12 protein-coding genes and 1 riboswitch are annotated in these 14,136 nt (G+C 72.4%); of the genes, 4 read left to right on the top strand and 8 right to left on the bottom strand.

Annotated features, from left to right (window positions below; all coding sequences use genetic code 11):
- Window positions 1–6 precede the first annotated feature (6 nt).
- Window positions 7–128: riboswitch (cobalamin riboswitch) on the bottom strand.
- Window positions 129–451: 323 nt separating this feature from the next.
- The 3 genes from cobG to F1721_RS15805 are packed head-to-tail and all read left to right on the top strand — an operon-like array spanning window position 452 to window position 3,836.
- The gene (gene cobG / locus F1721_RS15815; protein WP_150067463.1) at window positions 452–1,669 is read left to right on the top strand and encodes a precorrin-3B synthase; all 1,218 of its coding nucleotides are present in this window, start codon (window positions 452–454) and stop codon (window positions 1,667–1,669) included.
- Entirely contained in the window at window positions 1,666–2,328 is a 663-nt protein-coding gene (locus F1721_RS15810; RefSeq protein WP_387512308.1) for a precorrin-8X methylmutase, read from the top strand. The genes cobG and F1721_RS15810 overlap by 4 nt, the downstream gene beginning before the upstream one ends.
- A complete protein-coding gene (locus tag F1721_RS15805; RefSeq protein WP_150067462.1) occupies window positions 2,325–3,836 on the top strand; it encodes a precorrin-2 C(20)-methyltransferase in 1,512 nt (503 codons plus the stop codon). The genes F1721_RS15810 and F1721_RS15805 overlap by 4 nt, the downstream gene beginning before the upstream one ends.
- On the opposite strand, the gene F1721_RS15800 is transcribed toward F1721_RS15805, so the two are convergent.
- Window positions 3,824–4,594 (bottom strand): cobalt-precorrin-6A reductase, encoded by a 771-nt coding sequence (locus tag F1721_RS15800; RefSeq protein ID WP_387512311.1) that lies wholly within the window; start codon window positions 4,592–4,594, stop codon window positions 3,824–3,826. The genes F1721_RS15805 and F1721_RS15800 overlap by 13 nt on opposite strands.
- Window positions 4,595–4,656: 62 nt before the next feature.
- On the opposite strand from F1721_RS15800, the gene F1721_RS15795 reads away from it, so the two are divergent.
- The gene (locus F1721_RS15795; RefSeq protein WP_150067460.1) at window positions 4,657–5,739 is read left to right on the top strand and encodes a cobalt-precorrin-5B (C(1))-methyltransferase; all 1,083 of its coding nucleotides are present in this window, start codon (window positions 4,657–4,659) and stop codon (window positions 5,737–5,739) included.
- Between the two features lie 797 nt (window positions 5,740–6,536).
- On the opposite strand, the gene cobM is transcribed toward F1721_RS15795, so the two are convergent.
- From cobM to F1721_RS15760, 7 genes are all read right to left on the bottom strand, one after another.
- On the bottom strand, window positions 6,537–7,280 hold the full coding sequence (cobM, locus tag F1721_RS15790) for a precorrin-4 C(11)-methyltransferase (RefSeq protein ID WP_150067459.1): 744 nt from the start codon (window positions 7,278–7,280) through the stop codon (window positions 6,537–6,539).
- Complete coding sequence (gene cbiE, locus F1721_RS15785; RefSeq protein ID WP_150067458.1) at window positions 7,277–8,503, bottom strand: precorrin-6y C5,15-methyltransferase (decarboxylating) subunit CbiE; 1,227 nt, start codon at window positions 8,501–8,503, stop codon at window positions 7,277–7,279. The genes cobM and cbiE overlap by 4 nt, the downstream gene beginning before the upstream one ends.
- 23 nt (window positions 8,504–8,526) lie before the next feature.
- Window positions 8,527–8,928: a pyridoxamine 5'-phosphate oxidase family protein gene (locus tag F1721_RS15780; RefSeq protein WP_150067457.1), complete on the bottom strand. Its 402-nt coding sequence runs from the start codon at window positions 8,926–8,928 to the stop codon at window positions 8,527–8,529.
- A 22-nt stretch (window positions 8,929–8,950) separates the two neighbouring features.
- Window positions 8,951–10,432, bottom strand: a complete 1,482-nt coding sequence (locus tag F1721_RS15775) for a DEAD/DEAH box helicase (RefSeq protein WP_150067456.1) — start codon at window positions 10,430–10,432, stop codon at window positions 8,951–8,953.
- 205 nt (window positions 10,433–10,637) lie between these two features.
- On the bottom strand, window positions 10,638–11,603 hold the full coding sequence (locus F1721_RS15770) for a serine protein kinase RIO (protein ID WP_150067455.1): 966 nt from the start codon (window positions 11,601–11,603) through the stop codon (window positions 10,638–10,640).
- 238 nt (window positions 11,604–11,841) lie between these two features.
- A complete protein-coding gene (yaaA, locus tag F1721_RS15765) occupies window positions 11,842–12,585 on the bottom strand; it encodes a peroxide stress protein YaaA (RefSeq protein ID WP_150067454.1) in 744 nt (247 codons plus the stop codon).
- Window positions 12,586–12,727: 142 nt separating this feature from the next.
- Window positions 12,728–13,825 (bottom strand): endonuclease domain-containing protein, encoded by a 1,098-nt coding sequence (locus F1721_RS15760; protein ID WP_150067453.1) that lies wholly within the window; start codon window positions 13,823–13,825, stop codon window positions 12,728–12,730.
- Window positions 13,826–14,136 lie beyond the last annotated feature (311 nt).

The following is a 14,136-nucleotide window of genomic DNA, read 5'->3' as shown; positions in this document are numbered from 1 at the left end:
CGACCGGAGTCTCCTGGCTCCCGGATCAGCGCTCGCTCCGCCTTCCCGTCCGATGAGGACAGTGGCGTGGTGGAGTCCGCTCCCCGGTGACAGTGGCGGGACCGCGCCGGATTCGCACCGGCTTCCTCCGCACATCGCCGCTGGGTGTTGCGACCACTCTCCGCAACGGGGCGATCTTAAAGCCTGTTGTGGTTGCTTTGCATAGGTGGTCGCTTGGCGGAACCTGAGAGCTTCCCCGGACTGCGGGTGCCCCTCCTGATGTATGCCCAATACGCGGCGGAGGGGCCGTCCTCGCCAGGAAAGCTCTCAGAACCCGCCGGTGGTCACCCTGCATGGGTGGATGCAAGCGGCTTCGCCGACAGTTCGCTTGTGTCAAGGCGCGCGGGCATGATGCGCGTCGCACCCAGCTTGGTTTGCGTCCGCAACTACTCGGGTCCGTAGTATCTGCCGGGTGTTGCGAAGAGCCAGACCAGAGCGCGACGGGTGCCCAGGCGCGCTGCGGGTGCACCAGGCCGCCGACGGGGGACTGGCCCGGATCCGCGTCCCGGGCGGTGCGCTGACCCCGGCCCAAGTCCGCGCGCTCGCCGAGGTGGCGGCGCTGGGCGACGGCGGGTGGGAGCTCACGTCGCGGGCGAACCTGCAGGTCCGCGGCCTGCCGCCCGGAGCTGAGCAGGAGCTGGCCGCGCGGCTGCGCGAAGCGGGCCTGCTGCCCTCGGCCACGCACGAGCGGGTCCGCAACATCATCGGCTCGCCCTCCGCGGACGGCCGCGAGCTGGTGGACGTCCGCGCGGTGGCGGCCGAACTCGACGCGGCGCTGTGCGGCACCCCGGCGCTGGCCGAGCTGCCCGGGCGCTTCCTGTTCGCGATCGACGACGGCAGCGGAGACGTCAGCTCGCTCGGCGCCGACGTCGGCCTGCGCGCGCTGGACGCGGACACCGTCGCGCTGCTGCTGGCCGGAGCGGACTCCGGCGTGCGGACCACCCCGCAGCGGGCCGTCGGGATCGCCATCGCCGCAGCTGAGGCGTTCCTGGCGGAGAAGACGGCGCAGGACAGCCCGGCTTGGCGGCTGGCCGAGCTGGACGGCGGCGCGCAGCGGATCGCCGAGCGGCTGGGCGCGGAAGCCGTTCCCGCCGAGCCGGTGGCCCCGCCGACCACGCATGCGCAGGTCGGGCGCGCGCACCGGCCCGACGGGACGATCTCCGCAGTGGCGGGCGCCCCACTGGGCCGCCTGACGCCGGATCAGGTGGATATCATCACCGCCGCGTCCGGCACCGCGGGCGAACTGCGCCTGACGCCGTGGCGGACCGTCGTCCTGCCCGGCATGCGGCCGGGCGAAGCCGACCGGTGGTTGTCCGAGCTCGGCGCGCGGGGACTGCTCGTGGACCCCGCCTCGGACGGGCTCGGGGTGACCACGTGCGCCGGTCGGCCCGGGTGCGCGAAGTCGCGGGCCGACGTCCGCGAAGACGCCCGGCGCGCGGTGCCCGCCGGTGCCCTGCCGGTGCACTGGTCGGGGTGCGAGCGGCGCTGCGGCCGCCCACCGGGGCGCGTCGTGGAAGTGCTGGCCACCGGTGACGGCTACGAGGTCGGTCTCGACGGAGCGACGTGGACCTCCGCAGCCGATGTCGACCAGGTATCCGCCGCGCTCGGCGCGGCACGGAGGAAAGTGTGAACGAGAACAGCGCGGCCTCCCGCTACCGCGGGGTGCCCGAATACGTCCGGGAGGGGGCGGAGATCTACCGCCGCTCCTTCGCCACGATCCGCGCGGAAGCCCGGCTGGACGGCCTGCCGCCGGAGGTGGCCGGGGTCGCGGTGCGGATGATCCACGCCTGCGGCATGGTCGACCTGGTCGAGGACCTCGCGTACTCCCCGGACGTGGTGATCAACGCCCGCGAAGCGCTGCGCGGCGGTGCGCCGGTCCTGTGCGACGCCGCGATGGTCGCCGCCGGGGTGACCCGGCGCCGCCTGCCCGCGGACAACCCGGTGATCTGCACGCTGTCCGACGAGCGCGTGCCGGGCCTGGCCCGCGAGCTGGACACCACCCGCAGCGCGGCGGCCCTGGAGCTGTGGCGCGACCAGCTGGCCGGTTCCGTGGTGGCGATCGGCAACGCGCCGACGGCGCTGTTCCGCCTGCTGGAGATGATCGAGGACGGCGCCCCGAAGCCCGCCGCGGTGCTGGGCCTGCCCGTCGGCTTCATCGGCGCGGCGGAGTCCAAGGACGCGCTGGCCGCGCACCCGAGCGGCCTGGAACACCTGGTGGTGCGCGGTCGCCGCGGCGGCAGCGCCATGGCGGTTGCCGCCATCAACGCGATCGCGAGCGAGGAAGAGTGAGCAGCAACGGCACGCTCTACGGCGTGGGACTCGGCCCCGGCGACCCGGAGCTGGTGACGATCAAGGCGGCCCGGCTGATCGAGCGGGCCGAGGTGATCGCCTACCACAGCGCCCGCCACGGCAGGAGCATCGCGCGGTCCGTCGCCGAGCCGTACCTGCGACCCGGGCAGATCGAGGAAGCCCTGGTCTACCCGGTGACCACCGAGACGACCGACCACCCGGGCGGCTACCAGGGCGCCATCGACGAGTTCTACGCGGACTGCGCGGCCCGGCTCGCCGCGCACCTCGAAGCCGGGCGGGACGTGGTCCTGCTCGCCGAGGGCGACCCGCTCTTCTACGGCTCCTACATGCACATGCACAAGCGGCTGGCGGGCCGCTTCCGCGCCGAGGTGGTCCCCGGCATCACCTCGATCAGCGGTGCGTCGGCGGCGCTGGGACGTCCGCTGGCCGAACGCGACGAGACCTTCACCGTGCTGCCGGGCACCCTCCCGCCGGACGTCCTCGCCGAGCGGCTCGCCGCGACCGACGCGGCCGCGGTGCTCAAGCTGGGCCGGACCTTCGACGGGGTGCGGGAGGCGTTCGAGAAGGCGGGCCGGGCGGACGAGGCCTGGTACGTCGAGCGCGCCACCACCGACCGGCAGCGCTGCCAGCCGCTGACCGAGGTGGACCCGAGCACCGTCCCGTACTTCTCCCTCGCCCTGCTGCCCGGCCCGGCGAACTCCAACGCCGCTGTCGGGTCGAGCGCGAAGTCGTCACCCGCCGCAGGTCGGGGCGAGGTCGTCGTGGTCGGGCTCGGCCCGGGCGGGCGCGAGTGGGTGACACCGGAGGTCCAGGCGGCGCTCGCCGAGGCCGACGACCTGGTCGGCTACACCACCTACCTCGCCCGCGTCCCGGACAACCCGCGGCAGCGCAAGCACGCGTCGGACAACCGCGTCGAGGCCGAGCGCGCGGAGTTCGCGCTGGAGCTGGCGCGGCGCGGCTCGAAGGTCGCCGTGGTCTCGTCCGGGGACCCCGGGGTGTTCGCGATGGCCAGCGCGGTGCTGGAGGTCGCGGCGGAGCGCGCGGACGTGCCGGTGCGGGTCCTGCCCGGGATGACGGCCGCGCAGGCGGTGGCCAGCCGGGTCGGCGCGCCGCTGGGCCACGACTTCTGCGTGCTGTCGCTGTCCGACCGGCTCAAGCCGTGGGAGGTGATCGTCGAGCGCCTGCGCGCCGCGGCGGCCGCCGACCTGGTGATGGCGATCTACAACCCCGCCTCGCGCAGCCGGACCTGGCAGGTCGCGGCGGCCCGGGACGCGGTCCTGGAGCACCGCTCGCCGGACACCCCGGTGGTCATCGGGCGCGACGTGGGCGGCCCGGAGGAGAGCATCAGGGTGGTGCGGCTCGCCGACCTCGACCAGTCCGATGTGGACATGCGCTGCCTGCTGCTGATCGGGTCGTCGACCACGCGGATCGTCGGCGGCGCCGACGGCGGCGAGGTCGTGTACACCCCGAGGCGCTACCCGGCGTGATCGCGCAGCACGGCATCGAGCCAGGCCGCGGCCTGCTCGACGGTCCCGGCCGACGGCGCGTCGGGCCGGGGCGGGCGCTGCACCATCACGACCGGCAGCCCGAGCTCGCGGGCCGCGACGAGCTTCGCGCTCGTCATCGAACCACCGCTGTTCTTGCTGACCAGCGCGTCGACGCGGTGCTCCCGCAGCAGCGCGAGCTCGTCCTCGACGCTGAACGGTCCGCGCGCGAGCAGCACCGTCGTGCGCGGTGGCAGCGGCGGTTCGGGCGGGTCGACGGCCCGGACCAGGAACTGCAGGTCGAGCCCGGCGAAGTGGGCGAGCCCCTGCCTGCCGGTGGTGAGGAAGATCCGTTCCCCCAGCTCCGGCAGCAGCGCGGCGGCCGCAGCCATCGAGGGCACCGGCCTCCAGTCGTCACCGGCCACCGGTTCCCAGGCGGGACGGCGCAGGACCAGCAGCGGACACCCCGCGCGCCGGGCCGCGGCGACGGCGTTGTCGGTGATCGTCCGGGCGAACGGGTGCGTGGCGTCCACGACCGCTGCGACGTCCTCGCTCCGGAGCCAGTCGGCCAGCCCGTCGACTCCGCCGAACCCGCCGATCCGCACCTCGCCCGGCGGCAGCTGCGGTTCCCGGACCCGGCCCGCCAGGGACGAGGTGACGTGCAGATCTGGCCGCCCGGCGAGCTTCCCGGCGAGCCGCCGGGCCTCGCCGGTGCCGCCGAGGACGAGCACCCGCCGTGTTCCGAACCGCATGAGGTGCATTCTCCCCGCCAGCGGCACCTATCTTGGACGCCACCTGACCGCGCGGAGTTCGGAGGCGCACGATGAGCGAGGGATCGGGCCTCCGGTACGGCTGGACGACGGGGGCTTGCGCCACGGCGTCCACTGCTGCCGCCTACACGGCGCTGCTGACCGGCACGTTCCCGGACCCGGTGGAGATCCTGCTGCCGAAGGGGCACCGGCCCGCCTTCGCCCTCGCCCGCGAGCGGCTCGGCGACGGTTTCGCCACGGCGGGCGTGGTCAAGGACGCCGGGGACGACCCCGACGTGACCCACGGCGCTCTGGTGTCGGTGACGGTCCGACCGGCGGAGCCGGGGGCCGGGGTGGTCTTCCGCGCGGGGGCGGGCGTGGGCACCATCACCAAGCCCGGCCTGCCGCTGCCGGTCGGCGAACCGGCGATCAACCCCGTGCCCCGGCAGCTGATGAGCGACGTGGTCGCGAAGGTCGCCGCGGAGCACGGCGGCAGCGGTGACGTCGTCGTCGAGGTGTCGGTCGACGGTGGCGAGGAACTGGCCCGCCGCACCTGGAACCCGCGGCTGGGCATCCTCGGTGGACTGTCCATCCTGGGCACCACCGGGGTCGTGGTGCCGTACTCGTGCTCGGCGTGGATCGACAGCATCCGCCGCGGGGTCGACGTGGCCCGCGCGGCGGGTATCGAGCACGTCGCCGGGTGCACCGGGAGCACCTCGGAGAAGGTGGTCACCGAGCTGCACGACCTGCCCGGCGAAGCCCTGCTGGACATGGGCGACTTCGCCGGTGCGGTGCTGAAGTACCTGCGCAGGCACCCGGTCCCGCGGCTCACGGTGGCCGGTGGCATCGGCAAGATCTCCAAGCTCGCCGACGGCCACCTCGACCTGCACTCCAAGCGGTCCCAGGTCAACTTCGCCCTGCTCGCGGCGATCGCCCGCGACGCGGGCGCGGACCCCGACCTGACCACGAGGATCCGCGGGGCCAACACGGCGCTTGAGGCGCTCCAGGTCTGCACCGCGGCGAATCTTCCGCTCGGCGATCTCATCGCGGATCGCGCGCGGCAGTTCTGCCTCGAAACCCTCCGCGGAGCGCCGATCGCGGTCGACGTCGTGGTCATCGACCGAGCAGGGACCATCGTCGGGCGGGCCGGGGCCTAGGTGAGTGCGCGGCTCTTTCCCCCGGGCGGTGCGTGGGTTGGCGGCTTGGGGAGTTCTGGGCTGAGCTAGGGGTATCGCTGCTTGGGGATCGGTGGTGGTAGCGGAGTGGGTTGGGGAGGAGGGGTGTCGTTGCGTGCGTGGTTGGGTTTGGGTTCGAAGCGGTGGGTGGTTTGATTTGCGTGGTGTTGCAATTTCAATCGAAATTGCCAGCGTTCTCGACGGAACCTGCGGTGGGGCGGTGAGGCAATTTCAATCGAAATTGCGGACGTCACCACCCCTCGGATGGCCGTGATGGCGGTCGGCGGAGCCGGGCCACGCTTCGCGTGGCCGTGGTCCTGGTGGTGAGGTCGGAGACCTCTCTCGAAATCCCGCTGCAGTGCCAACTGGGGCGTCGCCAACTGGGGGTTTCGTTGCCTACGGTGCCGATTTCGTGAGAAAACGCGCCCTGCTTGCCAGAACGACCACCGGGGCATCCGCCTCCGCGCGGGAACCGAGGCTCCTGAGCACGAGTCGGGCTCGCGACCCCACCGCCAAGCCACGAGCCCTTTGCCCAACAACCTCCTCCACGCCGCGCGCCCCGGGTGATCCGGCCGACGGCGTTTGCGGTGCCAGTTTCAGGTAACACCGGCACCTCGCTCCAGCTCGGCTGGACTTGCCGGGGCTCGTCGCGGCGCTCCGTTCCGCGACGCCGCGCGTCCCGCAGGGGGTGCAGTTTCAATTGAAACTGTGAATCGCCGTGGGTGGGGACCGCAGTTTCAATTGAAACTGCGGTTCCGGGGCGTGCGGCGCGGTTCGCGTCAGCTGCGGCAGCGGTTCGGGGAGTAGAGGTGGCTGTCCGGGAACTCCGATGCCGTCAGGACTTCGCCCACCACGACCACCGCGGTTCGGGTGATGCCCGCTGCTCGGACTTGGTCCGCGATGTCGGAAAGCGTTGCGCGGAGGACGATTTCGTCCGGGCGGCTCGCGTTCGCCACCACCGCGACCGGGCAGTCCTCGCCGTAGTTGGGGACGAGCTCCTCGACGAGCTGCTCGATGCGGTTGACCGCCAGGTGCAGGACCATCGTCGCGCGGCTTTGGCCGAGCGTGGTCAGGTTCTCGTGCTCCGGCATCGGCGTTGCGCGGGCGGAGGTGCGGGTCAGCACCACGGTCTGGCCGACGCCCGGGACGGTGAACTCGCGGTTCAGGGCTGCCGCCGCCGCGGCGAACGCCGGGACGCCCGGGACCACCTCGTACGGGACTCCGGCGGCGTCGAGGCGGCGCATCTGCTCGGCGACCGCGCTGAACACCGACGGGTCCCCGGAGTGCAGCCGCGCCACGTCGAGCCCGGCTTCGTGCGCGGCCAGCATCTCGGCGAGGATGTCGTCCAAGGTCAGGTTGGCCGTGTCCACCAGCTTCGCGCCGGGCGGGCAGTGCCGGAGCAGCTCCTCCGGCACCAGGCTGCCCGCGTACAGGCACACCGGCGACGCGGCGACGACGTCGCGACCCCGCACCGTGATCAGGTCCGCGGCACCCGGTCCGGCACCCACGAAACGAACTGTCATCGCTTGCTCACCACCCACTGCGTCACCGGCATCGCGGGCCGCCAGCCGGTGAAACCACCGATCGGCGCCGCGCGCTCCACCGAGATCCGGACCAGTTCCCCGCCGCACCGGCGGTACCAGTCGGCCACCAACGCCTCCAATTCCAACGTGACCGCGTTGACCACCAGCCGACCACCCGGGCGCAACGCGGCCCAGCACGCCTCCAGCGCTCCCGGCGCGGTCCCGCCGCCGCCGACGAAGATCGCATCCGGCTCGGCCAACCCGTCCAGCGCGCGCGGCACGGCTCCGGTGACCACCTGGAGCCCGGGAACGCCCAGCGCGCTCGCGTTCGCGGCGATGCGCTGCGCCCGGTCGTCGCGCTGCTCGATCGCGATCGCCCGGCAGGACGGATCGCTGCGCATCCACTCGATCGCGATGCTACCGGCGCCCGCACCGACGTCCCACAACAACTGCCCGGGCAATGGGGCGAGCCGTGCGAGCGTGATCGCCCGCACGTCGCGCTTGGTCAGCTGCCCGTCGTGCTCGAATGCGTCGTCCGGCAGCCCCGGCGTGATCGGCAACGTCCGCGCGTCGGGGGCTGCGCGGCACTCGATCGCGACCACGTTCAGCGGATCCACTGTGGACTGGTGCCACTCGTCGGCGGTCGAGGTGATGCACCCCTCGCGCTCGCTCCCGAGATCGGACAGCACGGTCATGCTGCTCGGCCCGTAACCGCGCGCCCGCAGCAGCGCCGCGACCTCGTACGGGGTGGTGCCGTCAGCGCTGAGCACCAGCAGCCGGTTTCCCGGCTGCACGCGGGGGTGCAGCAGCTCCACCGGTCGGCCTACCAGGCTCACCACCGCCGCCTCCTGCACCGGCCAGCCCATCCGCGCGCAGGCCAGCGACAGCGACGACGGGTGCGCGATGATCCGCACGCGATCCCGGCCCAGCAGCTTCACCAGCGTGCCGCCGATCCCGTAGAACATCGGGTCCCCGCTGGCCAGCACGCAGATCGACCGGTCGGCGTGCTCGGCGAGCAGGCCGGGCAGCGCGGGCAGCAGCGGGGTGGGCCAGGCCACCCGCTGCCCGGTCGCTTCGGGGACCAGGTCGAGCTGGCGCGAGCTGCCGAACAGCACCTCGGCGGAGTTCACGACGGTCCGGGCCTGCCGGGACAGGCCCGCCGCGCCGTCGGCCCCGATGCCGACGACGTGGACCAGCTCCGGCTTCTCCTGGAGAACGCTCACCGCACCACCTCACCACGTCGTGGTCAGGCGTTGCCGAGGACCTTCGTCACGGAGATCTCGATCACCACGCGGGACGGGTTCTCGCGGGGCTTCTTGTAGCGCTGCTCGTACCGGCGCTCGGCGTCGGCCACCACCTCGGGCTCGTCGCGCACCACGGCCACCCCCTGCAGGGTGGACCAGCGCCGCCCGTCGACCTGGCAGACCGCGACCTGCGCGCCACCGGGCCCGGCCGCGCGGATCTGGCGCACCTTGTGCGAGGTGCCCGAGGAGATCACCCGCGCGGTCGCCGTCTCGACGTCGAGGGTCACCCCGACCGGCACCACGTGCGGCGTGCCGTCGGGGCGCACCGTCGTCAACGTGCTCAGGTGGCGTTCCCGCCAGAACTGCAGGAACTCCTCGCTCACGTCGGCCAGCCTGCGGCCCATCGGGTTCTCCCTCCTGGTCCCGTTACGCCTGTCGAGCTCCACCGCGGTTGCCGCGCCGGGCACCACGCCCGGACGACGCCTGGCCGCGACGACCGTCGTCGTGCCCGCGCTCCGAGGGGCGCCGTCGGCGGGTGGGCTCGTCGGGGCGCTTGGCGCTCCGCGGGTTCGCGCCGCGACCGCGCGGCGTTTCCCGCTGCTTCGGGGCCACGAGCGAGACCCCGCTGGGTTCGCGGGCACCGGTGACGCGGGCCAGTTCCGCGTCCTCGGGGCGGACCGCCGTGGTCTTGGCCTTGACCCCGGCCTGGGCGGCCATGGTGCGGAACGCCTCCCGCTGGTCGTCGGTGACCAGGGTGACCACGGTGCCCGTCGCGCCCGCGCGGGCCGTCCGACCGGCCCGGTGCAGGTAGTCCTTGGGATCGGCCGGGGGCTCGACGTGCACCACCAGGCTCACGTCGTCGACGTGGATGCCGCGGGCCGCGACGTTGGTCGCCACCAGCGTCGTCGTCGCACCGCTGCGGAACTCGTCGAGGATGCGGGTCCGGGCGTTCTGCGCCTTGCCGCCGTGCAGAGCGCCCGCGGGGACTCCGGCCGCCCGCAGCTTCTTGGCCATCCGGTCGGCGTGGTGCTTGGTGCGCACGAACATGATCGTGCGGCCCTCGCGGGCCGCGATGCGCGCGAGCACGTCCTGCTTGTCGGTCGCGGACACCAGGAACTGGTGGTGCTCCATGCTGTCGACGCTGGCCGCGGGCGGCGCCAGCGAGTGCACCACCGGGTCGGTCATGTACCGGTCGACGAGCTTGTCGACGTCGCCGTCCAGGGTGGCGGAGAACAGCAGCCGCTGGCCGTCCGCCGGGACCAGGTCGAGCAGCTCGCGGACCTGCGGCAGGAAGCCCATGTCGGCCATCTGGTCGGCCTCGTCGAGCGCGGTCCGCTCCACTTCGGACAGCACGCAGGTGCCCTGCCGGACGTGGTCGGCGAGCCGCCCCGGGGTGGCGACCAGGACGTCCACGCCGCGCCGCAGCGTGTCCACCTGGCGGTTGAACGAGGTGCCGCCGACGACCTCCCGGACGTAGAGCCCGAGGGCCTTGGCCAGCGGCTTCAGCGAATCGGTGACCTGGGTGGCCAGTTCGCGGGTCGGGACCAGCACGAGGCTGCGCGGGTGCAGCGGCCGGGCGCTGCCCTGCTGCATCGCCAGCAGCGGCAGGCCGAACGCCAGCGTCTTGCCGGAGCCGGTCTGACCGCGCCCGAGCACGTCGCGGCCGGTCAGCGCGTCGGGGATGGTGGCGGCCTGGATCGGGAAGGCCTCGACCATCCCGTTGTCGGCCAGCGCGCGCACCAGCCGGGCGGGCAGCCCGAGGTCGGCGAACGGTGCCGGGTCGACCGCGGTCACCCCGACCTCGTCGAACAGGCTGCGCTTCGGCTGCTGCTGCGGCTTGCCCTGCGGACGGCGGCGGCGCGGCCGGCGGGAAGAGCGCGCGGACGTGGTGGACGAGCTTGGTGGCACGAAGAACTCCCGGAAGTGGCACGTCGCGGGGAGGCTTCGCGGGATGTCCGCGGGCGATCACGAGGACGAGCCCGGCGCGTCGGCGCCGATAGGTGGTCAGAGCGTGTCGCAGCGGACACGGGCCGGTGATCCCGGCTGTTGCTCTCGCAGTCTAGCCGACCGGCCCGGCCGCCGGGGGCGGGCGTCCGGGCCGGTCGGCGCACCGTCACGAGCGCAGGTTTCCCGCTGCGGCAAGGCGTTCCACGAGCAGGTCCGGATCGGCCCTGGTCGGGTCGGCACCGCGGGACCGGAACCACCCGGCGATGTTGTGTGCGTCACGCCGCAGGTAGTCCGGGCCGAGCGGGTTGGCCGCCAGGTCGACCGCCTGCGGCAGGTCGATCAGCACCAGCCGCCCGTCGTGCACCAGCACGTTGTACGCGGACAGGTCGCCGTGCGTGAAGCCGTGCTGGGCGAGCACGACCAGGGCTTCGACCAGCTGCGCCCAGAGCTCGTCGAGCTCGTCGGCGTCGGGGCGCAGCGCGGCCAGCCGCGGAGCGGCCGTGCCGTCGGGGGTGCCGATGAACTCCAGCAGCACCTCGGTCCCGACCCGCTGCACCGGGTACGGCACCGGCGCGCCCGCGGTCCACAGCGCGGACAGCACGCGGAACTCGGCCACCGCCCACTGCTGGGCGATCATGCCCTTCCCGAACGACGTGCGGTGCTCGATCGCGCGCATCTCGCGGGACTTGCGCAGCCGCCTGCCCTCCAGGTACCCGGCGTCGCGGTGGAACATCCGGTGGTCGGCGTCGCGGTACCGCTTGGACGCCAGCAGGCAGGAATCGGCGCCGGGCACCGCGCGCCGCAGCAGGTGGACGTCGGCCTCCTTACCGGTCTTGAGCACGCCCAGCTCGTGGTCGACCGCTGCCAGCTCGGTCACCAACCAGGACGGGTGCGGCTCGGGGCCGCGCTCCCCGGTGTCCCAGGTGGACCACCGGTCGGCACCGCCCGGCAGCGGCTGGGGTTCGGGTTCGTCGCGCAGCGCGGCGAGCCGCTCGCGCTCCTCCTCGGTGAGCCGACCGCGCCGGACCGGCTCGTCGTCGAAGCGCTGCCGCTTCACGCCTTTCGGCTTGCGCGCCTTGGACTTCTTGGTGTTGCGGAAGATTCCGGGATCGTACTGCTCGTACGAGGACAAGATCGGGTGCTCCTAACGAGGGCGGAGACCTCCGCCCGAGCACCGAGAGCTCAGCGCAACCGCAGCGGAGGAATGGAGATTCGAGTGCATCCGTGCGCAAAAACGGCGCGCACAACCGTCACAACGGCCACCACGACGAACCTCCCTTCCTCGGCGGGTTTTCCACGCGCAGTCAGCTTGACCGATCCGCCCTCGCGACAGCAACCGGTTTTTGACCTGCGGTTTCCTGCGACCGGCGTCAGGCGCGGACGACGACGCAGAGCGCGCGGTCGGCTTCGCGCTCCACCTGGAGCCCGGCTTCGCCCGCCACGGCGAGGATGTCGTCCACCGACTCCGGCTCGTCCGGTGCTTGGGCCAGGGCTCGCGCCAGCTTGCCCTTGTGCGCCTTGTTGTGGTGGCTGACCACCTTGCGCTTGCCCGTCGCGTCCTCGGAGAGCACGCGGACCGACACGGCGCCCGGGATCTTCGCCAGCGCGGCGTAGGCGCCGGAGCGCAGGTCGACAACGAGGTCGTCGGCGGCCGCCAGGACGGGCTCCAGCACCGGTCGCCACACGCTGCGCAAGGTGCCGACGCCGGGCAGCGAGCTGCCCCCGGAGAGCCGGTAGGCCGGAATCGCGTCCGTCCCGCGCACGATGCCGAACAGCGCCGACGCCACCGCCAGCCGCGCGTCGGCCTGCTTGCGCTCGACCGCGGACAGCGACTGCACGTCGAGGGCGTCGTAGAGCACCCCGGTGTAGCGCTCCAGCGCCGGGGCGGTGGGCGCGTCCCAGAGCTCGGCGTTGCGCTGGACCTCCTCGACCTGGCGCTCGGACAACCCGAGCGCGTCCAGGCTGGCGGGCACGTCATCGGCCAAAGTGGACAGCGCGTCGACCAGCCGCCGCCGGGTGCCGGTCAACTCCGGGTGCGAGAGCCCGCCCAAGTCCAGCGGCGCACCCGAACCACCGGCCGACTTGGTCTCCGAAGGAGGCAGCAGAACCAACACCCCGCCAGGGTAAGCGTTCCCCGGAGCACCTCAGCTGACCCTCCGTGTGCGACGGGTCACGCAACTTCCATTGAAATCGCACGTCCGATTTCAATGAGGTTTTTCCAACCTCGTTCTGAGTGGCGGTGCCGGTGGCGGAACCTCAGCGCCCGCCTGGACTGCGGGTGCCCAACTTTATGTATGCCAATACACGGCAGTTGGGCCGTCCTCGCCAGGCGAACGCTGAGAACCCGCGGCGGTGCAAGCTGCGAGGGTGGGTTATGCGCCTGGCGGCGCATGCGCCCCTCGCCGATCGGTGCAGTTCGCCCTTCGCAGCTGCGGTCCACGGGCAGGATGAAAAAGGCTCATTGGAAGTTGCGCACTGACCCGCCAGCGCGGCCTCGATCTTCGCGACGGTCTGGTCGAAGCTGTCCCTGAGCTGGTCGTTCGTCACGACGATGACGGTCCACCCGAGATTCGCCAGCCGTCTCCGCCGGGCCTCGTCGCGTTTGATCTGATCCGGATCCGCGTGCCAACCCCCGTCGTACTCGACAGCAACTCGAGCGGCCTCGAACGCGAGGTCGACTCGTGCGACGAACGTCTCGCCGTCGAAGATCTCCAGCTGCGGAGTCGGCTGCAGGCCGCGGAGCACGAGTTCCACGCGCATGATCGACTCCGGTACCGATTCCGCACGGCCGTCGAGGTACTCGAGTCGCATGCGCGCTCGGGTGATGCCGTGGTCCTTCCTGCCGACGAAGAACCCCGCTATCTCATCGGTCGTGATCGCGCCCGCGTGCAGCAGTGCGTCGCAGTATGCGACCGCGTGCGAGATCGAACGTTGTTTGAGGAGGTCAAAGGCGATGCGCGGAAATCCCGCCACCCCGATGCCCTGCCACGGCGAGTGCTCGAAGTCGAAGGTCCGCGCCGAGGTGCAGCGAAGTCCGCTCCGGCGGAGCATCCCGTCCTCGCGCGGCACGAGCACCTCGACGGGGGATGCGAAGTCGGCTAGCGGCACACCGCGCAGCGTGGCAGCTGAGCGTCCCGTGATCACGGATCCGCGGGGCAGGGTGAGAGCAGCCGCCGCGCACTTGAGTTCGTGCGTCAGCGGGGTGTCGCAGGTGGTGTAAACGCCGTGCAGGACCCTGCGGAAGGCACTGCTCCGCAGCTGCCAGTCCGTGAAGCCCGCGTCGATGGCTTCGGACCGGCGGAAGACGTTGCAGGGGGTGTCGGTGATTTCGGTCAGGAGTTCGGTGGGAGTCACACCTATAACAGAGGCGAGTACCCCCGGGGCAGATACACCTCGACCCGAATCGGCGGGAAGTTTCGCCCGACCGTGGACTCCTTCCGCGATTTCAATGAGCCTTTTTCATCCTGCCCGTGGACCGCAGCCGCGAAGGGCGACCGGCACCGGTCGGCAGGTGTCGCATGCGCCGCCAGGCGCATAACCCACCCTCGCAGCTTGCACCGCCGCGGGTTCTCAGCGTTCGCCTGGCGAGGACGGCCCTGACGCCGTGTATTGGCATACATCAGTCAGGGCACCCACAGCCAGGCGGGCGCTGAGGTTCCGCCACC

The organism is Saccharopolyspora hirsuta, assembly GCF_008630535.1.
Taxonomy (GTDB): domain Bacteria; phylum Actinomycetota; class Actinomycetes; order Mycobacteriales; family Pseudonocardiaceae; genus Saccharopolyspora; species Saccharopolyspora hirsuta.
The sequence above is the reverse complement of the archived record's forward strand: the minus strand, read 5'-3'. Positions and strand labels throughout refer to the sequence as shown.